This window comes from Streptomyces sp. NPDC051987, from assembly GCF_040680735.1.
Taxonomy (GTDB): domain Bacteria; phylum Actinomycetota; class Actinomycetes; order Streptomycetales; family Streptomycetaceae; genus Streptomyces.
Genome location: NZ_JBFAXI010000046.1, coordinates 31,528 through 58,257 on the forward strand (window position 1 = coordinate 31,528; position 26,730 = coordinate 58,257).

The following is a 26,730-nucleotide window of genomic DNA, read 5'->3' on the forward strand; positions in this document are numbered from 1 at the left end:
TTGCAGGTGGCCCGCCTTATCGGCAGGGAGCGGAATCGCTGTCAGCACACGCCCCCAGGCGTACGCCCCAGCCTTGATCGGCTACACCACCATGCGGGACGCCATCTGCGGCACACCTGCATCACCACGTGGCTCAACGCCGGAGTGCCAGTCGCCGAAGTGGCGCGCAGGGTCGGCAACTCACCTGGGGTGATCCACCGCGTCTACGAGGGATGTATCTACGGTCAGGAAGAAGCCATGAACAACAAGATTGAACGCGAGCTCGATTGGCCGGGCTGAGTGCCTAATCGGCTGGCTGATCTGGTACCTGGCCGCGCCTCAGGAGGGCGCGGCCAGCGGCCAGTGTGGAGTGGATAGCCGGAGCGGTGATAGGGATGGATCCTTCCCCTCGGCGGCGCACGATGCTGATAAAAGCTCCCTCCACTTGGCCGTCCACTACAGCACCGTGCACCAGGAAAGGTTTCAGCTCTTCAGGCTGCGGGGGGATGTGAAGGAAGACGATCCCCTTACCGTCGGTTTCGTAATGCTCGATATCCAAGAGGTCGGGCGGTGGATAGAGATGATGTTCTAGGGCGCTCTGATATCGGCGTAGCGTTCTGCCGTCGACCGGGACGGGATGAACACTATGGATCACCTCGCCACCTGGAACCTTCTTTCCCTTCATCCCGACCACGACGATGCCGCCGAACTCTGCGTTGGCGAACCTTGAGACGGCCTGTGCAAGGGAAATCTTCCCTTGTGTCGAGTCGAGGTCATAGTGACTGCTCTTTACATCGAGCCAAGGCCCCTCAGGCTGCCCTAGCAGGACATCGGCATGTCTGGCTCTGAGTAGGTCCAAGGTGGTCTCGCGCGTGAGGTGGCCACTTGCGAAGGCATCCAGTAGGGCAATCGCGCCATGCCCGATCTCGTACAAGTCCTCCAGGGTTCTTTGGCGGAGACTACACTCGATGTCGAAGTCCCACACCCAAGGAGAGGTCACCTGGCTGCCGAACATTTCTACGTTTTGTAGTGCAGCTCTACGGCGGGTGAGATAGGGCTGCAGGGCCGATCGGTAGAGCGGCTCTGGTGAGCCCTCGGCGTCTTCCTCATGCGCCTTTGTGACTACCTCGACACGTACGAGTAGCTTGCCCTCCCGCTGAACAAAGCTCACTGGGCCGGGAGTGCTGTACTCGTCGTCGAACTCCTGGTAGTCCCCCTCTACGACGTAGACCTGCTCGTCGTCCGCCAGGCAGCTCATCAGAGCTGTTCGGAAGTCCGTAGCCTTGATGGATGGCAGCTCAGACGCGTGAAAGGTGAAGCCCGCGTCACGATAGACCCGCTCCGTCTCTCCAAAAACCAGGCGATCGTTTCGCTTGTCGTGGCGGATGGTTCTTTGCAACGGGCCCCTCCCGAGCGCCAGTCCGCCGGCGGCGGTCATGTGCTAGGCCGCCGGGGCTCGCCTGTGTGGCTGCGCGACACTGAGTTGTTGACCGGACTACTGGGCGACACGCCGGGTGTGAGCGCATCCTCCTCGCACGGCCTAGTCGGTAGACGCTGCGCATCGAACGACCGGCAGCTGATTTAACTTGGCCTGCCCATCTTCATTGACACACGCCTACCCTAATGCGAACAGCTTCAGGCGCCAGGCTGTCGGTTGGCGATCTCTTCGATGAGCTGGCTCTGGTGCCGGATGTCCTCGCTTTGGTTACGGGTGAGGTCGTACCGCGAGAGCACGTCAATCTCCGCGCGGGCTCCGGCGATGTCGCCCGTATGAGCCAGGATCAAGGCACGCTGTGACCGGACCCCGATAACCATGTCTGGCAGGTTGTCTTCTTCGGCTGCGAGTCGCAGTGTGTCGAGCATCTTTAGGGCCTCGGCGGGATCGGTGAGGCGCAGCACGTCCGCGACGTCCTGTCCCGAGTTGATGGCTGACCGCGTGGCGCCGGAGACGGCATAGAGCCGCCGTGCCCAGACGGCCCAGTTACCGAAGGCCATGCTGTTCAGTTTGCGATGGACCACAACCACCAGGTTGAAACAATCGGCGAGCCGCTTGAAGTCGTCAGGCGTGTCGTGATTGAGGCATTGCGCATGTAGCACGTTCATTGGGGCCATGATGTCGTCGACCTCAAGGCCAAGGTGGTCCAGGTAGGCGCGGGCGACATCCACGGCAAGTTGTCCTGTTTCCTGGTACTGCCCGGCCTCCCACAGAGCACTGGCATACTCGTAACGCAGGCCTCGCTCGTACCGGGATGGAGCAGGCGTCTGCACGATGGCCTCGGCGTAGGCCTTGCGGAGTTGAGCGAGGGCGCCCGACTCGCCGTAGAGACGGAACTGTCGGGAGGCGAGGAGCATCCTCTCTCGCGGGCCGAAGTCTGGATGCCCGGCTCGATGGAGCGTTTCCATAGCCTGTACATGCGTCGAGAGCGCGTCCAGGTCCCCTTCCCTGAAGGCCCACGCCGACAGGGCGTTGTGAGCGTCGAACCGCAGAGCCGGGTCGGCGTCAGGCGCGTGCGCCGTGTCAGCGAGCACAGCGTGCAGCTCACGGGGATACCCGCGCTCGAAGAATCCCTCCTGCTCGGTGAGGGCGATCAGGTGGTCGATCTGCCCTGTCGAGCCCAGGAGCCGCATCCAGCGGGAAAGCCGGGCGGGAGCCCTCTCGCCTTCGAGGACCCGGCACAAGGTCCGCTGCACTCGGTCGGTTGTGTCGTCATCTAGCGCATCAACCATAGAAGCGGCAATGGATCGTGCTGCGTCATGGAGCTTGAGGTGACCATCGCCGAACGACTGCGTTAGCCCGTGGGCAGCAAGTTCCCGAAGGGCACGGGCGTTGACAGATGCGCGCGCCAGGCCTATCTCTGCGGCCAACTGCTGCAGTTCATCGCGCATCAACGGGACTTCGGCAAGGGCGAGGAGACCGGCTAGTGCTGCGGCTACCTCACCGAGACCGTCGAAGGCCTGTTCCAAGATGAGCTCTTGGGCCGTGGACGTTACGTGTGTCCTCTTCTCGAACGCGTCACAGAAGGCTGCTGCGTCGGCGCCGTACTGGCTGCGTGTCAAGGCGGCAGCCTGGCCGATGTACAAAGGCAGGCCGCCGGCGAGTGTGTTGACGCGCTGCGCCGTCGGGTAGTCGGTTCTGCAGCCTTCGGCCGCGAATACCTCGGCAACGGTATCGACTGTCCAACCGGGCAGCACTTGTGGCGTGATTCCGAGATGGGCCTCAAGGACAGGCTGGGCAGGCCAGGGCTGTGCTAGCAGGATCCACCGTGCAGTGGGCAGCGCGTCGATGAGCATGCGAAGCCCGTCGGTGGGGAGACGGTGGGCGTTGTCGAGTACAACGGCGACGACGGTCGCTGTCTCTGTCAGCCGCAGGTGGACTGCTCGCAAGACATCCACGCTCGACCCGTGGGGCAGTGCCGATGTTGTTGGACTGCTGAGGTGCCGGGCTGCGAGTTCGCGGGCCAGTGACTCGGCGAGGGAGTCGGCCGACAACCCCTCCGCGGCATTGCAGTAGGTGACGGATAGGGGGCACCGTTTAGCCGCATGCGCGGCCCAGGTGGTCTTTCCGGCACCGGAGTACCCCACCACCAACCGCACTCGCTGATCATTGACCAGCTCCGGATCGGTCCTCTGAGGCCGGTACGTGATGGGGTCCTCGGGAAATGCCTGGAGCTCCTGCACGAACTGTTCGAATAGCTGGGGCAGGTCAGCCGCTACGAAACCCTGACCGAGGGCCCCCGTGGATGCGTACTGCACCCGTGCTGCCAGCTTTTCCACTAGCGTCTGCGGCCTGAGCGACAGAAACGGGACCTTGCCAGCCTCCGCCGTGCACCACCGCAGCATCGCATCGAGATCCGTTGTTGGCGGCGGCAGCCACGCGTCCGTCCCTGAAGGTCCTCCCGGGCATAGCAAATGGACGTCGTCCGGCCAGCCCGCTGCTTGTGTCTTGTGGAGCAGGTCAGGTCCAGGTTGAGCGTTCGTGATCACAACCAGTGCCGGAGTGCCACTGCGACGGCCTTCGTCGTGCTCCGCCCGAATCCCACTCCGGTAGTCATCAACAGCGGATTGGATGTCGCTCCAGACAAGGACGCCACTCTGTCGGGTCTTGACCTGAAGGTACAGGCGGCGTTCCGGGAGCACGACCTCTAGGTCCTCATCCCGTTCCAACAGCAAGGACTCGGCACCCGCATCCTGCAGCCTCAGCAGGCACCCCACGGCATACAGATTCTGATACGTGAACCCGCGATGGGTTGCCCGGATCCGCAGCTGCTGCGCGCCGTCGAGCGGGAGCTCGCCAATGAAATCCTGCATGGCGTCATGATCAGCACCCTGCGGTACGGCTCCGTTCCCACCCATGGCGCAATTGTCTCAGGCCCATAGCCCTTTCCGTTGCTGCCCTGATTCGGGCAGCACGAGCGGTGCGCGCGCCCTCGCTCGCGGCGGCCAAACGTCGTCCCGCGGCAGTGGGCGTGTATCGCTCCGGCGGCATGACGTGGCTGTCTTAGTCCGGAGAAGATCTCTATCGCAGGTCTATCGCAACTTGTGCGTACCAACGACAAAGAGCGGGACCCAGTGAGACTGGATCCCGCTCTCTCGCATCGGCATCCGCCCTGGTCAGCGCTTGATTTCTGCTGATCCTTGGCGAGTGCCCCCGGCAGGATTCGAACCTGCGCACACGGCTCCGGAGGCCGTTGCTCTATCCCCTGAGCTACGGGGGCGTCTGGCCTTGAGCTGTTGCTCGCGGCGACGGGTAGAACACTACCAGCTCGGTCGGGGTGATCAGGAACAGGTTTCCCGGGGGCGTCCCCTCGCGGCGGTGGAAGTCGGGAAAACCCGGACGCGGTGGCCGGTCCCGACCTACTCTCGAGTTGTGCCAGGGGCGTCGGGTCGGGTGCTTGTTGTGGACGACAACAAGGTCATCCGGCAGCTGATCAGGGTCAATCTCGAACTGGAGGGTTTCGAGGTCGTGACCGCGGCCGACGGTGCCGAGTGTCTGGATGTCGTTCACCGGGTGCGGCCCGACGTGATCACCCTCGATGTCGCGATGCCCCGGCTCGACGGGCTGCGGACCGCCGCCCAGCTGCGTGCCGATCCCCGTACCCGTGATCTTCCGCTCGCCATCGTCAGCGCCTGTACGCAGTACGAGGTCGAGGCCGGACTCGACGTCGGCGTCGACGCGTTTCTCGCCAAGCCGTTCGAGCCTGCCGAACTGGTGCAGATGGTGGGGGAGTTGATCACGCGGGGGCCTGGTTATGGTGCGGGCGAGCGGGCCGAGGAGCGGGCCGGGGGCAACCCCGCTTATCCGTGATCGCCCTGACGGCCCGGCGGTGATCGCCCTGACGGCCCGGCGCGGCCCGAGCCGTCAGGCCAGGTCCGACCCGGCCCGGCGAGGCGAGGTGCGGGCAGCCCTGCCGACCCCGCCCGACGCAGCCCACCCCAGCGAGGCCCGGCGTGGCCCGACCCGGCCCACCCAGCGATGCCCGACGAGGCCCGACCCGGCGGCCCACCCCAGCGACGCCCGAGCAGCCCCGCCGTCCACATCCCGGAACCCGTCCGAACCGGCTCGCCTACCCACCCCCTTCCTCCCCTACGCTTGTCCCGTGACCCCCGTCGAGCTCTCCCGCACCGTGCTGCGCGCGGTGCGCCGTGCCGTGGACGAGGGAGAGCTGAGCGTGACCGTGCCGGAGCGGGTCGTGGTGACGCCGCCGGGGCCGGGCGGGTGCGGGGACTACGCCACCAATGTCGCGCTGCAGCTCGCCGGGCCCGCCGGGCAGCCGCCGGTGCGGGTCGCCGAGATCCTGGTGCCCCACCTCGCGGACGCGACCGGCGTCGCGGACGTCGTCGTCACCGGGCCCGGGTTCCTCAACATCTCCCTCGCCTCCGGCTCCTCGCCGACCGCGACCCTGGTCCGGGAGATCCGCCGGCTCGGAGCCTCCTACGGTCACGGCGACGCCCTCACCGGGCAGGTGGTCGCGCTGCGCGTGCCGTACGACGTCCGGGCCGAGGTCGTCGCCGACGCCGTGGTGCGGATCGTCGCGACGCAGGGCGGGCGGGGTGAGGTGGATCACGGGGAGCCGGTGAACCTGCGGCCCGTGCCGGCGCCGGAGGACCCGGCGCCGCTGGGGCCCGACGCCGCCCAGTGGGCGCTGCTGCATCCGGCCGCCCACGACCGCCCCCGGATCACCGCCGACCACCTGGTGCAGCGGGAGAGCAATCCGCTGTTCCGGGTGCGGTACGCGCACGCCCGGGTGCGGGCCGTCGGGAGAGGTGCGGGGCGGCTTGGGTTCGCGGCCGTGCCCGGCGACGTTCCCGACGCCCCGAGCGGCCTCGTCGCCGCCCTCGCCGACTACCCCCGCGTCCTCACCGGCGCTGCCGTCCGTCGCGCCCCCGACCGGCTCGCCCGGCACCTCGTCACCGTCGCCGACGCCGCCCTGCCGTTCCTGCCGGCCGTGCTGCCCCGTGGCGAGGAGAAACCCGCGGCCGCCCACCGCGCCCGGCTCGCCCTCGCCGAAGCCGCCGGGACGGTGCTGGCCGGCGGCCTGTCCCTGCTCGGCATCGACGCACCCGATCACCTCTGAAGAGAGCGCCAGAAGAGCAATGAGCCGTTCCGCACACCCCGCCGGCCCCCGGCACGCCGATGTCCTGCCCGAGGGGCACTACGCCGCTCCGCCCACCGACCTCAACGCCCTCGACGCCAAGGTCTGGGCCCAGACCGTCACCCGGGACGCCGACGGGGTCGTCACCGTCGGCGGAGTCGACGTGAAGTCCCTCGCCGAGGAGTTCGGCACCCCCGCCTACGTCCTCGACGAGGCCGACTTCCGGTCCCGGGCCCGCGCCTGGCGCACCGCCTTCGGACCGGACGCGGACGTCTTCTACGCCGGCAAGGCGTTCCTGTCGCGGGCCGTCGTGCGGTGGCTGCACGAGGAGGGGCTCAACCTCGACGTCTGTTCGGGGGGTGAGCTGGCCACCGCGCTGTCCGCCGGGATGCCGGCCGAGCGCATCGCCTTCCACGGCAACAACAAGTCGGAGGCGGAGAGCCGCCGGGCCGTCGAGGCCGGTGTCGGCCGGATCGTGCTCGACTCCTTCCAGGAGATCGTGCGGGTCGCGCACATCGCGCGGGAGCTCGGCCGGCGCCAGCGCGTGCAGATCCGCATCACCGTGGGGGTGGAGGCGCACACCCACGAGTTCATCGCCACCGCCCACGAGGACCAGAAGTTCGGGATTCCGCTCGCCGGGGGGCAGGCCGCGGAGGCCGTCCGGCGGGCACTGCAGCTCGACGGGCTCGAACTCATCGGGATCCACTCGCACATCGGGTCGCAGATCTTCGACATGTCGGGGTTCGAGGTCGCCGCGCACCGCGTGGTCGGGCTGCTCAAGGACATCCGGGACGAGCACGGCGTCGAACTGCCCGAGATCGACCTCGGGGGCGGGCTCGGGATCGCGTACACCAGCGACGACGACCCCCGCGAGCCGCACGAGATCGCCAAGGCGCTCACCGAGATCGTGACCCGGGAGTGCGAGGCCGCCAGGCTGCGGACGCCGCGGATCTCCGTGGAGCCGGGGCGGGCCATCGTCGGCCCCACCGCCTTCACCCTCTACGAGGTCGGCACCATCAAGCCGCTCGACAACCTCCGCACCTACGTCTCCGTCGACGGCGGCATGTCCGACAACATCCGCACCGCGCTGTACGACGCCGAGTACAGCGTCGCCCTCGTGTCGCGGACGAGCGACGCCGAGCCGATGCTGGCCCGGGTCGTCGGCAAGCACTGCGAGAGCGGGGACATCGTGGTGAAGGACGCGTTCCTGCCGGGCGACCTGGCACCCGGTGACCTCATCGCCGTACCGGCCACGGGCGCCTACTGCCGGTCCATGGCCAGCAACTACAACCACGTGCTCCGGCCGCCGGTCGTCGCCGTGCGGGACGGCGCGGCCCGGGTGATCGTCCGGCGGGAGACGGAGGAGGACCTGCTCCGGCTCGACGTCGGGTGATGACGGGCGGAAGGGCGGAGGGTGAGGGTGTGGAGGGTCGAGGGTGGAGGTTCGAGGGTTGCGGGCGGAGGCGGCGGCTACCGGGCGCCGAGAGCCGCCCGCCGAGAGCCGCCCGCCGGGCTCCGGCCGCCGTCGCCTGCCGCCCTACGGGCTCCGGGCCCTGCTCTACGGGCTCCGGGCCCTGCTCTACGGGCTCCGGGCCCTGCCCTCGGGCTCCGGCCGCCGCCCTCCGGGTTCCGGCCGCCGCCCTCCGGGCTCCCGGCTCCGGGAGAAAGATCTCCTGTCCGCCCGCCCCGCACAATGAAATAGATGTCTCACGATCCGGACCAAGGGTAGAAACTCCCGTCCGGTGAGTGAGACTGGTCCAACCGTAGACGGTATGAGGAAACGAGGTCGGATGATGCGTACGCGTCCGCTGAAGGTGGCGCTGCTGGGCTGTGGGGTAGTCGGCTCAGAGGTGGCGCGCATCATGACGACGCACGCCGACGACCTCGCCCAGCGGATCGGCGCCCCGATCGAGCTCGCCGGTGTCGCCGTACGACGGCCCTCGAAGGTCCGTGAGGGCATCGACCCGAGCCTCGTCACCACCGACGCCACCGCCCTCGTCAAACGCGGCGACATCGACGTCGTGGTGGAGGTCATCGGCGGTATCGAGCCCGCCCGCACCCTCATCACCACCGCCTTCGAGCACGGTGCGTCGGTCGTGTCGGCCAACAAGGCCCTGCTCGCCCAGGACGGCGCCGCCCTGCACGCGATCGCCGACCAGCACGACAAGGACCTCTACTACGAGGCCGCCGTCGCCGGTGCCATCCCGCTGATCCGGCCGCTGCGCGAATCCCTCGCCGGCGACAAGGTCAACCGGGTGCTCGGCATCGTCAACGGCACGACCAACTTCATCCTCGACAAGATGGACTCGACCGGGGCCGGCTACCAGGAGGCCCTCGACGAGGCCACCGCGCTCGGGTACGCGGAAGCCGACCCGACCGCCGACGTCGAGGGCTTCGACGCCGCCGCCAAGGCCGCCATCCTCGCCGGGATCGCCTTCCACTCCCGGGTGCGGCTCGACGACGTCTACCGCGAGGGCATGACCGAGGTCACCGCCGCCGACTTCGCCTCCGCGAAGAACATGGGCTGCACCATCAAGCTGCTCGCCATCTGCGAGCGCGCCGGGGACGGCGGCTCGGTGACGGCCCGCGTGCACCCCGCCATGATTCCGCTGACCCACCCGCTCGCCTCCGTGCGCGGCGCGTACAACGCCGTGTTCGTGGAATCGGACGCGTCCGGGCAGCTGATGTTCTACGGGCCGGGCGCCGGCGGCGCCCCGACCGCCTCCGCGGTCCTCGGCGACCTCGTCGCCGTCTGCCGCAACCGGCTCAGCGGGGCAACGGGGCCCGGCGAGTCGGCGTACGCCGCCCTGCCCGTGTCGCCGATGGGCGATGTCGTCACGCGCTATCACATCAGCCTCGACGTCGCTGACAAACCGGGTGTTCTCGCCCAGGTCGCCACCGTGTTCGCGGAGCACGGGGTGTCCATCGATACGGTTCGGCAGACCGGCAAGGACGGCGAGGCCTCCCTCGTCGTCGTCACCCACCGGGCCTCCGACGCCTCCCTGTCCGGGACCGTCGAGGCGCTGCGCAAGCTCGACACCGTGCGGGGTGTCGCCAGCATCATGCGGGTTGAAGGAGAGTAACCAGCAATGACCCACCAGTGGCGCGGAATCATCGAGGAGTACCGGGACCGGCTGCCCGTCTCCGACAGCACGCCGGTCGTGACGCTCCGCGAGGGCGGCACGCCCCTCGTGCCCGCGCAGGTGCTCTCCGAGCGCACGGGCTGCGAGGTCCACCTGAAGGTGGAGGGCGCCAACCCGACCGGGTCCTTCAAGGACCGCGGCATGACCATGGCCATCAGCAAGGCCAAGGAGGACGGCGCGCAGGCGGTGATCTGCGCCTCCACCGGCAACACGTCGGCCTCCGCGGCCGCCTACGCGGTGCGCGCCGGGATGGTCTCCGCCGTCCTGGTGCCCCGCGGCAAGATCGCGCTCGGCAAGATGGGCCAGGCCCTGGTGCACGGCGCGAAGATCCTCCAGGTCGACGGCAACTTCGACGACTGCCTCACGCTCGCCCGCAAGCTGAGCGAGAACTACCCGGTGGCCCTGGTCAATTCGGTCAACCCGGTGCGCATCGAGGGCCAGAAGACGGCCTCCTTCGAGATCGTGGACATGCTCGGCGACGCACCCGACATCCACGTCCTGCCGGTCGGCAACGCGGGCAACATCACCGCGTACTGGAAGGGTTACAAGGAGTACGCCGGCGACGGCATCTCCACCCGGACGCCCCGGATGTGGGGTTTCCAGGCCTCCGGCAGCGCCCCGATCGTGCGCGGCGAGATCGTCAAGGACCCCTCGACCATCGCCACCGCGATCCGCATCGGCAACCCCGCCTCCTGGCAGTTCGCGCTCGCGGCCCGGGACGAGTCCGAGGGCCTCATCGACGAGGTGACGGACCGTGAGATCCTGCGCGCCTACCGGCTGTTGGCCGCCCAGGAGGGCGTCTTCGTGGAGCCCGCCTCGGCCGCGTCCGTCGCCGGTCTGCTCAAGGCCGCCGAGCAGGGCAAGGTCGACCCCGGCCAGCGCATCGTCTGCACGGTCACCGGCAACGGCCTGAAGGACCCCGACTGGGCCGTCGCCGGCGCCCCGCAGCCGGTCACCGTGCCGGTCGACGCGGCCGCCGCGGCGGAGCGCCTCGGCCTCGCCTAGAGCATCCCCCCTCGCCCCCCTCGACGAGGGGGGCGAGAGGGCACTCAAGAAGTGCTCAAAGGGCGCTCAAGGGGTACTCAGGGGGTACTGGACGAGGGCTCGACGGGCATCGGACGGGCACTGGACGGGTACGCAAGGGATACTCGACGCGGGCTCGACGGGCACCGGACGGGCACTCAGCGAACGCTCAAGAAGCACTCGGCAGGGAGCGCAGCAAGGGCTCTCCCTACGGAGGGGGCACAGGGGGCTTACGACACGCATCGTGCGCCTCCCGTGCGCCCTATGTCGCCACAGAACCTTCCTTCGATAGGCTGTACCGAACCCGCCCGCTGCATATGCCTCCGCATACGGCGCGGTGCCGCGCCGTCTCCACGGCCCCGGCCCGAGGGTCCCCCGTTGCAGCTATCGAATGTCATTCGACCATCACGCAGCTCAAGGAGAGTCATCGAGCGATGGCCGGTCCAGCGTTCCGCGCCGCCGCCGTCCGGGTGCGCGTCCCCGCCACCAGCGCCAACCTCGGTCCGGGCTTCGACGCCCTGGGCCTCGCGCTGGGGCTCTACGACGACGTCGTCGTCCGGGTGGCCGACTCAGGGCTGCACATCGACATCGCGGGGGAGGGCAGCGAGACGCTGCCACGTGACGAGAGCCACCTTCTCGTACGGTCCCTGCGCACCGCCTTCGACCTGCTGGGCGGACAGCCCCGCGGCCTGGAGATCGTGTGCGCCAACCGCATCCCGCACGGCCGCGGCCTCGGCTCCTCCTCCGCGGCCATCTGCGCCGGCATCGTCGCCGCGCGCGCCGTGACCATAGGTGGCGAGGCCCGACTCGACGACGCGGCCCTGCTGGAGCTCGCGACCGAGATCGAGGGCCACCCCGACAACGTGGCGGCCTGCCTGCTCGGCGGGTTCACCCTCTCCTGGATGGAGTCCGGCGCCGCGCGGGCGATCAGGATGGAGCCCGGCGATTCCATCGTTCCGGTGGTTTTCGTGCCCGGAAAGCCGGTCCTGACCGAGACCGCGCGCGGACTGCTCCCGCGCACCGTGCCGCACGTCGACGCCGCCGCCAACGCGGGCCGTGCCGCCCTGCTCGTCGAGGCCCTCACGCGGCGCCCCGAGCTGCTGCTGCCCGCCACCGAGGACCGGCTGCACCAGGAGTACCGCGCCCCCGCCATGCCGGAGAGCGCCGCTCTGGTGGAGCGGCTGCGCGCCGACGGCGTCCCGGCCGTGATCTCCGGCGCCGGACCCACCGTGCTGGCGCTCGCCGACGCGGGCAGCGCCGACAAGGTGCAGGCCCTGGCCGGTGCGGGCTGGGCCGCCAACCGGCTGAACCTCGACGTCCAGGGCGCGAGCGTGCTGCCGCTGGCGCCCGCCCACGACACGTCCAGCGACATGTGACGCGCACGATTGCCGGATTTGGAGAGGGGGAATGTTTGTTGGATCCGGTAGTGTTAACCTCAAGTCTGCACCCGACCTCACCATGGCGAGGTGCTTCGTGTCCCCCTCCGGGACAGACATTCTTCCGGGAGTCTCCCAAGCCACTCAGCGTTCTGTATGACGTACCTGGGCAGTACGCCGTACCCGGGCACTGAGAGGGCCGCTGGGCACGCTCCGGAACAGGTGCGACCACGCCACGTGACACGGGGTGCCACGGCTCGTCGGAAGCGCCGTCACCAGAAATTTCTCCGCCGCTTAGGCGGACCACCGCCCCGGCACGGTCCACACAAGCAAGGACCGAAAGCCGGACAGCACAACCGGTCGCCGAGCCAGACAGGCCGACGTCCGCTCCAGGGAAGGACCCTTCGTGAGCGACACCACCGATCTGATGGGCGCACGTGTCGAGGAGACCGCTGCCGCGCCCGCCACGGACGCCTCCGCGCCTGCCTCCGGTGCCGGCTCCCGGCGGCGCCGCGGTACCGGCCTCGAGGGCATGGTGCTGGCCGAGCTTCAGCAGGTCGCATCCGGCCTCGGCATCAGGGGCACCGCGCGTATGCGCAAGAGCCAGCTGATCGAGGTCATCAAGGAGGCCCAGGCCGGCGGGGGCGCCCCCGCCAAGGCCGAGTCGGCCACCGAGACCAAGCCGAAGCGCCGGGCCACCTCCAAGGCCCGCACGGGCGACGACGCCGTCGAGAAGAAGGCCGAGCAGTCCGCCGAGGCGCCCGCCGAGAAGGCCGTGGCCCAGCAGCAGATCGAGATCCCCGGCCAGCCGGGCGCCGGCACCTCCCGCGCGGGCGAGGCCGAGCGCGGCGCCGACGACGCGCCGGCCGAGCGCCGCCGTCGCCGGGCCACCGCCGAGGCCGGCAGCCCCACCGCCACCGGCGCCGAGACCATCGCGGCCGAGGCGAAGAGCGAGCCGAAGGCCGAGACGCCCGCACAGTCCCAGCAGCAGGGCGACGCCAGGGGCGACGCCGGCGAGGACGGCCGTGGCCGCCGCGACCGCCGTGACCGCGGCCGTGACCGCGACCGGCGCGGCAAGGGCGACGAGCAGCAGGGCGGCGGCCAGGGCGGCCAGGGAGGTCGGCAGGACCGCTCCGACCGTCAGGACCGGCAGGACCGCCAGCAGCAGCCGCAGCAGCAGGGCGGCGGACGTCAGGACCGCAACGTCGGTCCGCAGGACGACGACGACTTCGAGGGCGGCCGCCGTGGCCGTCGCGGCCGCTACCGGGACCGCCGCGGCCGCCGCGGCCGTGACGAGATCGGCGGCGCCGAGCCGCAGCTGGCCGACGACGACGTGCTGATCCCCGTCGCGGGCATCCTCGACATCCTCGACAACTACGCGTTCATCCGGACCTCCGGCTACCTGCCCGGTCCGAACGACGTGTACGTCTCCCTCGCCCAGGTCCGCAAGAACGGCCTGCGCAAGGGCGACCACATCACCGGCGCGGTCCGCCAGCCGAAGGAGGGCGAGCGCCGCGAGAAGTTCAACGCGCTGGTCCGCCTCGACTCCGTCAACGGCATGGCGCCCGAACACGGCCGCGGCCGCCCGGAGTTCAACAAGCTGACCCCGCTCTACCCGCAGGACCGCCTCCGCCTGGAGACGGACCCGGGCGTGCTCACCACCCGCATCATCGACCTCGTCTCGCCCATCGGTAAGGGCCAGCGCGGTCTGATCGTGGCCCCGCCGAAGACCGGCAAGACCATGATCATGCAGGCGATCGCCAACGCGATCACGCACAACAACCCCGAGTGCCACCTGATGGTCGTCCTGGTCGACGAGCGTCCGGAAGAGGTCACCGACATGCAGCGGTCGGTCAAGGGCGAGGTCATCTCCTCGACCTTCGACCGCCCGGCGGAGGACCACACCACGGTCGCCGAGCTCGCCATCGAGCGCGCCAAGCGTCTGGTGGAGCTGGGCCACGACGTCGTCGTGCTGCTCGACTCGATCACGCGTCTGGGCCGTGCGTACAACCTCGCGGCGCCGGCCTCCGGCCGCATCCTGTCCGGTGGTGTCGACTCGACCGCCCTGTACCCGCCGAAGCGCTTCTTCGGTGCGGCCCGCAACATCGAGGACGGCGGCTCGCTGACCATCCTCGCCACCGCCCTGGTGGACACCGGGTCCCGCATGGACGAGGTGATCTTCGAGGAGTTCAAGGGCACCGGCAACATGGAGCTCAAGCTCGACCGGAAGCTCGCCGACAAGCGCATCTTCCCGGCGGTGGACGTCGACGCGTCCGGCACCCGCAAGGAGGAGATCCTGCTCGGCGCCGAGGAGCTGGGCATCGTCTGGAAGCTGCGGCGCGTGCTGCACGCGCTGGACCAGCAGCAGGCGATCGAGCTGCTCCTCGACAAGATGAAGCAGACGAAGTCGAACGTCGAGTTCCTGATGCAGATTCAGAAGACGACGCCGACGCCGGGCAACGGCGACTGACGGTCGTACGCCGGCCGCACATTCCATGCAGTACCGCGCCCCTGACGGGGCGCGCGAAGGGACCGCTCCCCGCAAGGGCAGGGAGCGGTCCCTTCGCGTTCTCCTCCTCGGTGTACGATCACGCCCTTCGGTCAATTGACCGAATGTCGAACTCCTTATCCCTAGGGGGGGACCTAGGTGGGTACACCCACGTCCGGGAGCGGTCGTCACCGACGCCGCATACGGTTCGCGCTGCCCGTCGCCGCGGCCGGAGTCGCCGCCGCCGTCACGGCCGCACTGATGTCGACCTCCGCCAACGCGGCCACGCAGCCGGCGCCGACGCTCAAGCCGGCCGTCAGCACGCCGTCGCAGGCCGTCCTGAAGCAGCGCGTCGCCGAAGCCGTCGCCGCCGTCGGCAGCAAGGCGACCACGACGCGGAAGTCGAGCAGCGGCTCGGCTGTCTCGCCGAAGATCATCGGTGGTGACACGACCACCATCAAGGCGGCGCCCTGGATGGCGCAGCTCTGGTACTACGACAAGAGCACCGGCAGCGGCTTCTTCTGCGGTGGCTCGGTCATCTCGCCCACGAAGATCCTCACCGCCGCGCACTGCGTCAAGGGCTTCAAGTGGAGCACCACCGACTCCGTGGTCATCACCGGCACCGAATCGCTGCCCACCACCGACAGCGACGGAAACACCGACCTGCACGGCGGCACCGCGACCGCCGTCCTGCGCCAGTGGAACCACCCCTCGTACACCGTGTCGCGGAACGGCGCCCCCAACAACGACATCGCCGTGCTCACCCTGGCGGCCCCCGTCAAGGCGACCCCGATCCGCATGACGACGAACACCGACACGGCGTCGTACACGGGTACGGCGGCGAAGACCGCCAAGGCCTACGGCTGGGGCCGGACCAGCTCCACCTCGGACGACCTCTCCGAGACGCTGAAGACGGCCACGCTGCCGATCGACTCGGACACCGCCTGCACCGCCGCCTACGGCAGCACCGACTTCGTCAAGGGCCACATGGTCTGCGCGGGCGCGGCCGCCACCGGCAGCGACATCGGCACGACGACCACCTGCAACGGCGACTCCGGCGGTCCGCTGGTCGTCGGCGGCCGGATCGTCGGCGTGGTCTCCTGGAGCGTCGAGAACTGCGTCGCCAAGGGTGCCTACGCCGTCTTCACGAAGGTCAGCACCTACGTCGGTGCCGCCTACGCGCAGATCGCCGACACCAACCTGAGCTACACCGACGGCAAGGCCGACCTGTTCGCCCGCAAGTCGTCGACCAAGGTCGGCTACGAGCTGGACTCCAAGGGCACCTCGCTGGCCGCCCGTCAGTCCTGGGGCGACTGGAGCGGCGTCAACGCCGTTCTGCAGGCCGACCTCAACCGGGACGGCTTCCAGGACCAGGTCTACCGGGTGGCGTCCTCCGGTGACGTCTACTGGGACCACTTCAAGCTCAACAGCGCCCAGACCAGCGGCTCCTGGGTCACGACGAAGATCTTCACCAACTGGAAGACCCGCAAGGCGATCGTCGTCCCCGGGGACCTCACCGGGGACTACCTGCCGGACGTGCTCTCCGAGGACTCCGGGGGGGTGCTGTGGCTGTACCCCGGCAAGGGCGACGGTACCTTCGCGGCCCGGGTCCGGATCGGCGGCGGCTGGAGCCAGTACAACCAGCTGCGCGGCGTCGGCGACTTCAACGGCGACGGCAAGGCCGACCTGCTGGCCCGCAAGAGCAGCGGCGGCGACCTGTACCTCTACAAGGGCACCGGGAAGTCCGGCACCGGCCTCTTCTCGGCCCGCGTGAAGGTCCGCACCGGCTGGACCGGCTTCAACACCCTGGTCGCGGTGGGCGACCTGACCGGCGACGGCAAGGCGGACCTGCTGGCCCGGACGACCGGCGGCACGCTGTACCTCTACCCGGGCACCGGCAAGGCGACCAGTGAGATCTTCGGCACAAGGAAATCGCTCGGTACCGGTTTCCAGCAGTACGACATCTTCGGCTGACATGGCTGGTGAGCGCGGATTCGCCCCGCTTGCCCGATGACGTCCCGTCACTCGGTGTGCCCATCGCTCCACGCGGTGGGCACACTGCGTTGTGCAACCCTTTCCCGAGTTTCGCCGTCTGACCCGGCGGAGCGACGATGGTCCGGTACGCGCCGACGATCCGGTTACGCCGGGCCTGACCCTGAAAGCAGGGGGTAACCGAGCAGTCGTAGGAGAGCAGAGGAGCCCATGTCCCCCGAGAGCACGCCCGGCCCTGGCATATCCGGGCCGGGTTCGAAGGCCACCAGCCGCCACAGACCCCGAGGAGCGGGCCGCAGGGCGCTCCTCGTCACGGCCTGGACGGCGGCCGGCATCCTCGTCCTCGGCGGCACCGGCGTCGGCTACCTGTACGTCAAGCTCAACGGCAACCTCAGGACCGTCGACATCAACCAGGCGCTCGGCGGTGACCGGCCCGTCAAGGTCGACGACGGCTCCGAGAACGTCCTGGTCCTCGGCTCGGACACGCGTTCCGGTGCCAACCGGAAGCTCGGCGGCGGCGCGGACGACGGCAGCGCCCGCTCCGACACGGCGATGATCGTCCACGTGTACAAGGGGCACAGGCGGGCCGCCGTGGTCTCCGTCCCCCGGGACACCCTGATCGACCGCCCCTCCTGTACCGACGCGCGGGGCACCACGCACGCCGCGGCACGCGACGTGATGTTCAACTCCGCGTACTCCACGGGCGGTGCGGCCTGCGCGGTCAAGACGGTCGAGTCGATGACCGGCATCCGGATGGACCACTACCTGGAGGTCGACTTCTCCGGCTTCCAGAAGCTGATCGACGAGCTCGGCGGAGTCCAGGTCACCACGACGAAGGCGATCGACGACCGGGAGAGCCACCTGGACCTCAAGGCCGGCACGCACACGCTGGACGGCGAACAGGCCCTCGGCCTCGTCCGCACCCGGCACGGCGTCGGTGACGGCTCCGACCTGGGCCGCATCCAGCTCCAGCAGGCGTTCGTGAAGGCCCTCGTCAACCAGGTCAGGCAGGTGGGCGTCTTCACCAGCCCCAGGAAGCTGTACGACCTGGCCGACACCGGCACGAAGACGATCACCACGGACTCCGACCTCGGCTCGGTGAACTCGCTCATCGACTTCGCGAACGGCCTGAAGTCCATCGCCGCGAAGGACATGCGCATGGTGACGATGCCGGTCGAGTACGACCCGTCGAACCCGAACCGGGTGATCGTGGTCGAGGCGAAGGCGAAGCAGGTGTGGGCGGCGCTGAAGAACGACCGGCCGATCCCGGCGTCCGCGACGAAGGGGACGGCGACGGGGCAGGCGAAGGGGGTCGTGACGTCGTAGTCCGGGTGCGGCCCCCACCGGGCCGCACGCGCCCACGACGAAACCGCGGCACCCCGCTGAGCGCACCCTCCGCCCTCGCGGAATAAAGATCAAAGCCCCCCGGTTTTGGGAGATACGGCCAGCCCTGGCAGACTGGTACGTCGGCCCCGGTTCACGTCCCGCAAGCCCGCGAGGGCGACCCGGTGCCCTCCCGATACCTAGGAGACACCTTGAAGCGCGAGATCCACCCCGAGTACGTCGAGACGCAGGTCAGCTGCACCTGTGGCGCGTCGTTCACCACCCGTAGCACGATCACCAGCGGCACCATCCGCGCTGAGGTCTGCTCCGAGTGCCACCCGTTCTACACGGGCAAGCAGAAGATCCTCGACACGGGTGGCCGTGTGGCCCGCTTCGAGGCCCGCTTCGGCAAGGCTGCCGCCGGCTCCAAGAAGTAGCGAGCCCTCTTTCGCCGGTCCACGGCCACGCCCCCGCGAGGGGTGTGCCCGGGACCGGCGTTTTTGGTCGCCCGCCTTCCCCCGCCCCACGCCGCAGCAGTATCAGGAGCCCAACATGTTCGAGGCCGTCGAGGAACTCGTCGTCGAGCACGCAGACCTGGAGAAGAAGCTCGCCGACCCGTCGGTCCACGCCGACCAGGCCAACGCGCGCAAGCTGAACAAGCGCTACGCCGAGCTCACCCCGATCGTCGCCACGTTCCGCTCCTGGAAGCAGACCGGCGACGACATCGAGACCGCGCGCGAACTGGCCGCCGACGACCCCGACTTCGCCGCCGAGGTCAAGGAGCTGGACAAGCAGCGCGAGGAGCTGACCGAGAAGCTGCGGCTGCTGCTCGTCCCCAGGGACCCGTCCGACGACAAGGACGTCATCCTGGAGATCAAGGCGGGGGCCGGCGGCGACGAGTCGGCGCTGTTCGCCGGTGACCTGCTGCGCATGTACCTGCGGTACGCCGAGCGCGTCGGCTGGAAGACCGAGATCATCGACGCCACCGAGTCGGAGCTCGGCGGCTACAAGGACGTCCAGGTCGCCGTGAAGACCAAGGGCGGCCAGGGCGCCACCGAGCCCGGCCAGGGCGTCTGGGCGCGGCTGAAGTACGAGGGCGGTGTGCACCGCGTGCAGCGCGTGCCGGCCACCGAGTCCCAGGGCCGCATCCACACCTCCGCGGCCGGTGTGCTCGTCACGCCCGAGGCGGAGGAGGTCGACGTCGAGATCAACCCGAACGACCTCCGCATCGACGTCTACCGGTCCTCCGGGCCCGGCGGACAGTCCGTGAACACCACCGACTCCGCCGTGCGCATCACGCACATCCCGACCGGAGTCGTCGCCTCCTGCCAGAACGAGAAGAGCCAGCTGCAGAACAAGGAGCAGGCCTTGCGTATCCTGCGCTCCAGGCTGCTCGCCGCGGCGCAGGAAGAGGCGGAGAAGGAGGCCGCGGACGCTCGCCGCAGCCAGGTCCGCACCGTCGACCGCTCCGAGAAGATCCGCACGTACAACTTCCCGGAGAACCGCATCTCGGACCACCGCGTGGGCTTCAAGGCGTACAACCTGGACCAGGTCCTGGACGGCGACCTCGACGCGGTGATCCAGGCCTGCGTCGACGCGGACTCGGCCGCCAAGCTCGCGGCCGCGTAAGGCACGTACGCACCACGACCGAGTACGACACGGAGGACCAGCGTGAACCTGCTGCTCGCCGAGGTGGCCCAGGCCACCCAGCGGCTGGCCGACGCCGGCGTGCCCTCGCCGCGCACCGACGCGGAGGAGCTCGCCGCGTTCGTGCACGGCGTGAAGCGGGGCGCGCTGCACTCCGTCAAGGACTCCGACTTCGACGCCCGCTACTGGGAGGTCATCGCCCGCCGGGAGCAGCGCGAGCCGCTCCAGCACATCACCGGCCGGGCGTACTTCCGGTACCTCGAACTCCAGGTGGGCCCTGGTGTGTTCGTGCCGCGGCCGGAGACCGAGTCCGTCGTCGGCTGGGCCATAGACGCCGTCCGGGCGATGGACGTCGTGGAGCCGTGCATCGTCGACCTGTGCACCGGTTCCGGTGCCATCGCGCTCGCCCTCGCCCAGGAGGTCCCACGCTCGCGCGTGCACGCCGTGGAGCTGTCCGAGGAGGCGCTCCAGTGGACCCGCAAGAACATGGCGGGCTCCAGGGTCGACCTGCGCCAGGGAGACGCCCTGGACGCCTTCCACGACCTCGACGGCCATGTCGACCTGGTCATCTCGAACCCCCCGTACATCCCGCTCACCGAGTGGGAGTACGTCGCCCCCGAGGCCCGCGACTACGACCCGGAGCTCGCCCTGTTCTCCGGCGAGGACGGCCTCGACCTGATCCGGGGCATCGAACGCACCGCGCACCGGCTCCTGCGTCCCGGCGGCGTCGTCGTCATCGAGCACGCCGACACCCAGGGCGGCCAGGTGCCGTGGATCTTCACCGAGGAGCGGGGCTGGGCCGACGCGGCCGACCACCCGGACCTCAACAACCGCCCCCGCTTCGCGACCGCCCGCAAGGCGCTGCCGTGAGCATCGCCCAGGCAGTGTTTTCCGAACGCCAGATGTACGTGTACGAGGAGGCCCGCTAGACATGGCACGGCGATACGACACCAACGACGCGACCGACCGCGTGACGGGTCTGCGCGAGGCCGCGTCCGCCGTCCGCCGGGGCGAACTGGTGGTGCTGCCGACCGACACGGTGTACGGCATCGGCGCCGACGCGTTCACCTCGGAGGCGGTCGCCGACCTCCTCGACGCCAAGGGCCGGGGCCGCAACATGCCCACCCCCGTGCTGATCGGCTCCCCGAACACGCTGCACGGTCTTGTCACCGACTTCTCCGAGCTGGCCTGGGAACTCGTCGACGCGTTCTGGCCGGGTGCCCTCACGCTGGTCGCCAGGCACCAGCCGTCCCTGCAGTGGGACCTGGGCGACACCCGCGGCACGGTCGCCGTGCGCATGCCACTGCACCCGGTCGCCATCGAGCTGCTCACCGAGGTCGGCCCGATGGCCGTCTCCTCCGCCAACCTCACCGGCCACCCGGCCCCGGAGACCTGTGACGCCGCGCAGGAGATGCTCGGCGACTCCGTCTCCGTGTACCTCGACGGCGGTCCGACCCCCGGCAACGTGCCCTCGTCGATCGTCGACGTCACCCGCGACGTTCCGGTGCTGCTGCGCGCGGGCGCGATCTCGGCGGAGGAGCTGCGGAAGGTCGTACCCGACCTTGAGGTGGCGAATTGACAGCCCCTGACGCGGGGCGTGGCATAGGCAACGGGGAGAGCGCGGCGGAGATCACGACGACGTTCGTGGGGCTGCCGCGCGACAGCTTCCGCATCCTCCACGTCAGCACCGGCAACGTGTGCCGCTCGCCGATCACCGAGCGGCTGACCCGCCATCTCGTGACGGACCGGCTCGGCGCCTTCCTCGGCGGCGGGCTGGTCGTGGAGAGCGCGGGCACCTGGGGCCACGAGGGCGCGCCGATGGAGGCGAACGCGGAGGCCGTCCTCGCCGACTTCGGGGCGGACGCGTCCGGGTTCGTGGGCCGCGAACTGCTCGACGAGCACGTGATCCGGGCCGACCTGGTCCTGACGGCCACGCGGGACCACCGCGCCCAGGTCATCTCCATGGGGCACTCGGCGGGGCTGCGCACCTTCACCCTGAAGGAGTTCACCCGACTGGTGCGGGCGATAGACCCGGCGACCCTGCCGCCGCTGTCCGACGGCGTGGTCGTCCGCGCCCGCGCGCTGGTCCGCGCCGCCGCCGCGCTGCGGGGCTGGCTGCTGGCGCCGACGGCGGAGGCGGACGAGGTCTACGACCCGTACGGCGCCCCGCTGCCGTTCTTCCGGTCGATCGGGGACGAGATACACGAGGCGCTGGACCCCGTCGTCACGGCACTGACGGGCGTCCCGGCGCGGACGTAAGTCCACGTTCCCCGAACAGGTCACGAGGCGAGGCGCCCCGCAAGGGGCGCGGGGAACTGCGCGAGCAACCCCCACCCGCGCCCGCCCAACCCTCCGCACCCACCCCTCCGGCGGCGCCCCCCGCACCCACCCCCTTCGGCGGCTAGCCCGTACGTGTGGGCAAACCGCGCGTGCGCTCCGCACCGGGCCTACATTGGTCGTACGTCACCGTCGACCGCCCGGAGCCCCTCATGTCGGTCACCTCTGCCCTCGTCGAGGGCGATCTGCGGCAGGATCCGGAGCTGGCCGAGGTCCTCCTGGGGGAGCTGACGCGGCAGTCGACGTCGTTGCAGCTGATCGCCGCCGAGAACTTCACCTCGCCGGCCGTGCTGGCGGCCCTCGGGTCGGCGCTCGCCAACAAGTACGCGGAGGGGTATCCCGGCGCCCGGCACCACGGCGGCTGCGAGTTCGTGGACGTCGCCGAGCGGCTCGCCGTCGACCGGGCGAAAGCCCTGTTCGGCGCCGCGCACGCCAACGTGCAGTCGCACTCGGGCTCGTCCGCCGTCCTGGCCGCGTACGCGGCGCTGCTGCGGCCCGGGGACACCGTGCTCGCCCTGGGCCTGCCCTACGGCGGTCACCTCACGCACGGCTCGTCGGCCAACTTCTCCGGCCGCTGGTTCGACTTCGTGGGGTACGGGGTCGACGCCGAGAGCGGGCTCATCGACCACGACCAGGTGCGCGCGCTGGCCCACAGCCACCGGCCCAAGGCGATCGTGTGCGGGTCCATCGCCTACCCCCGGCACATCGACTACGCCTTCTTCCGCGAGATCGCCGACGAGGTGGGCGCCTATCTGATCGCCGACGCCGCCCACCCCATCGGGCTCGTCGCCGGGGGAGCGGCACCGAACCCGGTGCCGTACGCCGACGTGGTGTGCGCGACCACGCACAAGGTGCTGCGCGGGCCCCGCGGCGGGATGCTGCTGTGCGGTGCGCCCGAGCTGGCCGAGCGGCTCGACCGGGCGGTGTTCCCGTTCACCCAGGGCGGCGCGCAGATGCACACCATCGCCGCGAAGGCGGTCGCGTTCGGTGAGGCGGCGACCCCTGCGTTCACCGCGTACGCCCATCAGGTGGTCGCCAACGCCAGGGCCCTCGCGGCCGCGCTGGCGGCGGAGGGGCTGGCGGTCACCACCGGGGGCACCGACACGCATCTGATCACCGCGGACACCGCACCCCTCGGGGTCGACGGCCGGGCCGCCCGGGGACGGCTCGCGGCCGCCGGGATCGTGCTGGACTGCTGTGCCCTGCCGCACGGCGACGCGCGGGGGCTGCGGCTGGGCACCGCCGCCGTGACCACGCAGGGCATGGGGGAGGCGGAGATGCCCATGATCGCCGCGCTGCTGGCGGGTGTGGTGCGCGGGATCACAGAGACGGGGAGGGCGCGTGCTCAGGTGCGTGAGCTCACCGGTAGATTTCCGCCGTATCCCGGGTGAGACGGGGTAGGCGCAGCGTCGTACACGCGTTGTGCACCCGGCTCACAGCCACCCGTGCAACCATCGTCGCTACCCGGAAGTCCCCATACATATGCGTCCCTCGCTAGGGTGTGGGGCTGTGATGGCCAGCGAGACATGTGGGGAAGCCTGTGCGTGAATACCTGCTGACGCTCTGCATCACGGCCGCGGTGACGTACCTGCTGACGGGGCCGGTGCGGAAGTTCGCGATCGTGGCGGGGGCCATGCCGGAGATCCGGGCGCGTGACGTGCACCGGGAACCCACTCCGCGGCTCGGCGGTATCGCGATGTTCTTCGGCCTGTGCGCGGGGTTGCTGGTCGCCGACCACATGTCCAACCTCAACGAGGTCTTCGAGAAGTCGAACGAGCCGCGGGCGCTGCTCTCCGGAGCGGCGCTGATCTGGCTGATCGGTGTGCTCGACGACAAGTTCGAGATCGACGCGCTGATCAAGCTGGGCGGTCAGATGATCGCCGCCGGCGTCATGGTCATGCAGGGTCTGACGATCCTGTGGCTGCCCGTCCCGGGTGTCGGGAACGTGGCCCTGACGCCGTGGCAGGGCACGCTGCTGACGGTGGCCCTGGTCGTCATCACGATCAACGCGGTGAACTTCGTCGACGGCCTGGACGGCCTGGCCTCCGGCATGGTGTGCATCGCGGCCGCGGCGTTCTTCCTGTACGCCTACCGCATCTGGTACTCGTACGGCATCGAGGCCGCCGCCCCGGCGACGCTGTTCGCGGCGATCCTGATGGGCATGTGCCTGGGCTTCCTGCCGCACAACATCCACCCGGCGCGGATCTTCATGGGCGACTCGGGCTCGATGCTGATCGGGCTGGTGCTGGCCGCGGGCGCGATCTCGATCACCGGCCAGGTCGACCCGGACGTGATGAACCTGTTCGCCGGGTCCGAGCGCAACGCCGTGCACCAGACGGTGCCGGTCTACATCCCGTTGCTGCTGCCGCTGACCATCATCGCGGTGCCGGCCGCCGACCTGGTGCTGGCGATCGTGCGGCGCACCTGGCGCGGTCAGTCGCCGTTCGCGGCGGACCGCGGGCACCTGCACCACCGGCTCCTGGAGATCGGCCACTCGCACAGCCGGGCGGTGCTGATCATGTACTTCTGGTCGGCGCTGATCGGCTTCGGCACGCTGGCCTACTCGGTGAACTCGGCATCCATGTGGATCGTGCTCGGCGTGGCCTTCCTGAGCGCGGTCGGCCTGGTGCTGCTCCTGCTGCCGCGGTTCACGCCGCGGGCCCCGCTGTGGGCGCAGGCCTTCGTGCCGCCCCGCTACCGGCGCCGGGCGCGCGCCGCGGCGGCCGTCGAGCCGGCGGCGGCAACTCCCCAGCCGGCGGCCTCCGTTGCCCCTGAGGAGCCGGAACGGGCCGAGCCCGAGAAGCCCTGCGACGACGAGTACCGCTCTCCGGTGACCGCCGCGGCGGCCCCGCTGAACGGCGGGTCCACGGCCCCCGTGAACGGCGCGGCCAAGGCCTCGGCAACCGGCGTGACCACGGCCTCGGTCAACGGCGCGACCGCGCTCGGCGCCCGTTCGCGCTTCCTGGACCGGCGCGCTTCCGAGACCTCCCGCTGACCCCGGCAAGGTAAGAATCTGACTAGAGCATTGCCAAGTCGTGGGGGAGCAAAGCCCCCCAATATCAGACACAACGGCCTGGTTTTCGCTCAGACGCGCAGGTTCACTCTCATGTGTGACGCCGAGCACACCTACCAGGTAAAGACCTCATCAAATAGTTTGTGATACGGTTCACGAGAACCCCGGACAGAGTCGAAGGACCCGACTGCGACGGTCCGTCAGCGTGAGGTCTTCGACCCTCCGACCGGGACTACGCTCGTCCATGACGACACCTGCCCCCCTGTGAAAGCGGAGTTGCCGCCATGCCGTCCAATGACGCCCGGAACCTGGCCCAGGCCGCCGTACCCACGGCCGCCGTCGGCGTGCTCGCCGCCGTCGTCAGCGGGGTGGTCGCGGGCGGCAAGGGGGCGATCGGGGCGCTCGTCGGGACGGTGATCGTGATCCTCTTCATGGGGATCGGTCTCTACGTCCTGCAGCGCACCGCCAAGTCGTACCCCCAGCTGTTCCAGATGATGGGCCTGATGCTCTACGCGGCCCAGCTGCTGCTGCTGGTCGTCTTCATGGCGGCCTTCAAGAACACGACGCTGTTCAACCCCCGGGCCTTCGCCATCACGCTCGTGGTCGCCACCCTCACGTGGATCGCCGCCCAGACCCGTGCGCACATGAAGGCCAAGATCCTCTACGTCGAACCCGACAAGACCGACAAGGCCGAGAAGACCGGGCATTCGTCGTGAGAGGTAGGGCCGGGATAAAGGCGCACCAGAGATGCTGCTATCGTCCGGTGCCAACTGCGGCATCGCGGGCGCGGGCATCTGAGCTGACGCCTGCTCAATCGCGAGGCGAGATGCCCCCCAGCCGCCCCCACATCCGTAACACCAGTCCCGTGCCGAACCGCGGCTCCGCGCCGCGCCGACACAACGAGGTTGCCGTACCCATGCGCCACGATGAAGGAGCCCGCGGTGAGTGCTGACCCGACGCAGACGCTCGCTTTCGACACGAGCTGTCACCTGTTCGACGGGTGTGGCTTCCCGGCTCCGGGCCTCCACTCGTTCCTGTTCAAGCCGCTCTTCGGCGACGCGGACAGCAACCTGTACTTCAACAAGACGATGCTGCTGGCGCTGCTCGGGTCGATCGTCATCGTGGGCTTCTTCTGGGCCGCCTTCGCCAAGCCGAAGGTCGTCCCGGGCAAGCTCCAGATGATCGCCGAGACCGGCTACGACTTCGTCCGGCGCGGTGTCGTCTACGAGACCATCGGCAAGAAGGAAGGCGAGAAGTACGTCCCGTTCGTCGTCTCGCTGTTCTTCTTCATCTGGATGATGAACCTCTGGTCGATCATCCCGGTCGCCCAGTTCCCGGTCACCGCGATCATCTCCTACCCCGCGGTCCTGGCCGGCCTCGTCTACATCACGTGGGTCGCGCTCACCTTCAAGCGGCAGGGCTTCGTCGGCTTCTTCAAGAACGTCACGGGCTACGACAAGACGCTCGGCCCGGTGCTCCCGCTGTCGATGACGATCGAGTTCTTCTCGAACCTCATCGTCCGGCCGTTCACCCACGCCGTACGACTCTTCGCGAACATGTTCGCCGGTCACACCCTGCTGCTGCTCTTCACGATCGCCAGCTGGTACATGCTGAACGGCATCGGCATCGCCTACTCCGGTGTCTCGTTCGTCATGGTCCTCGTGATGACCGCCTTCGAGCTCTTCATCCAGGCTGTCCAGGCCTATGTCTTCGTACTGCTGACCTGCAGCTACATCCAGGGCGCGCTCGCCGAGCACCACTGAGCGCCAACCCGACCCACACACCCATGTCATCCGGTGGCCAACCCCCACCGGTC

20 protein-coding genes, 1 tRNA gene and 1 pseudogene are annotated in these 26,730 nt (G+C 69.5%); 19 read left to right on the forward strand and 3 right to left on the reverse strand.

All coding sequences use genetic code 11. The features are described from left to right. Positions 1 to 105 precede the first annotated feature (105 nt). Positions 106 to 279, forward strand: a pseudogene (locus tag AB0M11_RS24100) (site-specific integrase); the annotation flags it as partial. A gap of 4 nt (positions 280 to 283) precedes the next feature. Here AB0M11_RS24100 and AB0M11_RS24105 read toward each other — a convergent pair. The 3 genes from AB0M11_RS24105 to AB0M11_RS24115 all read right to left on the reverse strand — a co-directional run bounded on the left by AB0M11_RS24105 (position 284) and on the right by AB0M11_RS24115 (position 4,694). Then, positions 284 to 1,417 carry an ATP-binding protein gene (locus AB0M11_RS24105; RefSeq protein ID WP_365708734.1) on the reverse strand — a complete coding sequence of 378 codons (1,134 nt, stop codon included), beginning with the start codon at positions 1,415 to 1,417 and terminating at the stop codon, positions 284 to 286. Positions 1,418 to 1,614: 197 nt separating this feature from the next. Then, positions 1,615 to 4,287 carry an ATP-binding protein gene (locus AB0M11_RS24110; protein WP_365708737.1) on the reverse strand — a complete coding sequence of 891 codons (2,673 nt, stop codon included), beginning with the start codon at positions 4,285 to 4,287 and terminating at the stop codon, positions 1,615 to 1,617. 335 nt (positions 4,288 to 4,622) lie between these two features. Continuing rightward, positions 4,623 to 4,694: transfer RNA gene (locus tag AB0M11_RS24115), tRNA-Arg, on the reverse strand. Between the two features lie 98 nt (positions 4,695 to 4,792). On the opposite strand from AB0M11_RS24115, the gene AB0M11_RS24120 reads away from it, so the two are divergent. The 18 genes from AB0M11_RS24120 (at position 4,793) to atpB (ending at position 26,677) form a co-directional block, all read left to right on the forward strand. Continuing rightward, positions 4,793 to 5,284, forward strand: a complete 492-nt coding sequence (locus tag AB0M11_RS24120) for a response regulator (protein ID WP_365708739.1) — start codon at positions 4,793 to 4,795, stop codon at positions 5,282 to 5,284. Positions 5,285 to 5,576: 292 nt separating this feature from the next. Further along, positions 5,577 to 6,554, forward strand: coding sequence for an ArgS-related anticodon-binding protein NrtL (gene nrtL, locus AB0M11_RS24125; RefSeq protein ID WP_365708741.1), 978 nt, complete (start codon positions 5,577 to 5,579; stop codon positions 6,552 to 6,554). A gap of 19 nt (positions 6,555 to 6,573) precedes the next feature. Then, positions 6,574 to 7,965 (forward strand): diaminopimelate decarboxylase, encoded by a 1,392-nt coding sequence (gene lysA, locus AB0M11_RS24130; protein ID WP_365708743.1) that lies wholly within the window; start codon positions 6,574 to 6,576, stop codon positions 7,963 to 7,965. A 400-nt stretch (positions 7,966 to 8,365) separates the two neighbouring features. Beyond that, the gene (locus AB0M11_RS24135; protein ID WP_365708784.1) at positions 8,366 to 9,655 is read left to right on the forward strand and encodes a homoserine dehydrogenase; all 1,290 of its coding nucleotides are present in this window, start codon (positions 8,366 to 8,368) and stop codon (positions 9,653 to 9,655) included. A 6-nt stretch (positions 9,656 to 9,661) separates the two neighbouring features. Then, positions 9,662 to 10,720 (forward strand): threonine synthase, encoded by a 1,059-nt coding sequence (gene thrC, locus AB0M11_RS24140; protein ID WP_365708745.1) that lies wholly within the window; start codon positions 9,662 to 9,664, stop codon positions 10,718 to 10,720. Between the two features lie 452 nt (positions 10,721 to 11,172). Then, positions 11,173 to 12,114, forward strand: coding sequence for a homoserine kinase (thrB, locus tag AB0M11_RS24145; protein WP_365708747.1), 942 nt, complete (start codon positions 11,173 to 11,175; stop codon positions 12,112 to 12,114). A 406-nt stretch (positions 12,115 to 12,520) separates the two neighbouring features. After that, entirely contained in the window at positions 12,521 to 14,584 is a 2,064-nt protein-coding gene (rho, locus tag AB0M11_RS24150; RefSeq protein WP_365708749.1) for a transcription termination factor Rho, read from the forward strand. 279 nt (positions 14,585 to 14,863) lie between these two features. Then, positions 14,864 to 16,576 carry a trypsin-like serine protease gene (locus AB0M11_RS24155; protein WP_365708786.1) on the forward strand — a complete coding sequence of 571 codons (1,713 nt, stop codon included), beginning with the start codon at positions 14,864 to 14,866 and terminating at the stop codon, positions 16,574 to 16,576. Between the two features lie 228 nt (positions 16,577 to 16,804). Beyond that, complete coding sequence (locus AB0M11_RS24160) at positions 16,805 to 17,920, forward strand: LCP family protein (RefSeq protein WP_365708751.1); 1,116 nt, start codon at positions 16,805 to 16,807, stop codon at positions 17,918 to 17,920. Positions 17,921 to 18,129: 209 nt separating this feature from the next. Next, positions 18,130 to 18,354, forward strand: a complete 225-nt coding sequence (gene rpmE, locus AB0M11_RS24165; protein ID WP_030049623.1) for a 50S ribosomal protein L31 — start codon at positions 18,130 to 18,132, stop codon at positions 18,352 to 18,354. A gap of 115 nt (positions 18,355 to 18,469) precedes the next feature. Then, positions 18,470 to 19,546, forward strand: a complete 1,077-nt coding sequence (gene prfA / locus AB0M11_RS24170; protein ID WP_365708753.1) for a peptide chain release factor 1 — start codon at positions 18,470 to 18,472, stop codon at positions 19,544 to 19,546. Between the two features lie 42 nt (positions 19,547 to 19,588). Next, on the forward strand, positions 19,589 to 20,434 hold the full coding sequence (prmC, locus tag AB0M11_RS24175) for a peptide chain release factor N(5)-glutamine methyltransferase (RefSeq protein ID WP_365708755.1): 846 nt from the start codon (positions 19,589 to 19,591) through the stop codon (positions 20,432 to 20,434). Positions 20,435 to 20,495: 61 nt separating this feature from the next. Next, positions 20,496 to 21,143: an L-threonylcarbamoyladenylate synthase gene (locus AB0M11_RS24180; RefSeq protein WP_365708757.1), complete on the forward strand. Its 648-nt coding sequence runs from the start codon at positions 20,496 to 20,498 to the stop codon at positions 21,141 to 21,143. Then, complete coding sequence (locus tag AB0M11_RS24185; RefSeq protein ID WP_365708759.1) at positions 21,140 to 21,823, forward strand: protein-tyrosine-phosphatase; 684 nt, start codon at positions 21,140 to 21,142, stop codon at positions 21,821 to 21,823. Before AB0M11_RS24180 ends, AB0M11_RS24185 begins: the two co-directional genes overlap by 4 nt. Before the next feature lie 230 nt (positions 21,824 to 22,053). Further along, entirely contained in the window at positions 22,054 to 23,292 is a 1,239-nt protein-coding gene (gene glyA, locus AB0M11_RS24190; protein ID WP_365708761.1) for a serine hydroxymethyltransferase, read from the forward strand. Between the two features lie 149 nt (positions 23,293 to 23,441). Continuing rightward, positions 23,442 to 24,896 (forward strand): MraY family glycosyltransferase, encoded by a 1,455-nt coding sequence (locus tag AB0M11_RS24195; protein ID WP_365708763.1) that lies wholly within the window; start codon positions 23,442 to 23,444, stop codon positions 24,894 to 24,896. Between the two features lie 302 nt (positions 24,897 to 25,198). Continuing rightward, positions 25,199 to 25,630, forward strand: coding sequence for a hypothetical protein (locus AB0M11_RS24200; protein WP_365708765.1), 432 nt, complete (start codon positions 25,199 to 25,201; stop codon positions 25,628 to 25,630). A gap of 210 nt (positions 25,631 to 25,840) precedes the next feature. Beyond that, positions 25,841 to 26,677: a F0F1 ATP synthase subunit A gene (gene atpB / locus AB0M11_RS24205; RefSeq protein WP_365708767.1), complete on the forward strand. Its 837-nt coding sequence runs from the start codon at positions 25,841 to 25,843 to the stop codon at positions 26,675 to 26,677. The last annotated feature ends 53 nt before the right edge of the window (positions 26,678 to 26,730 follow it).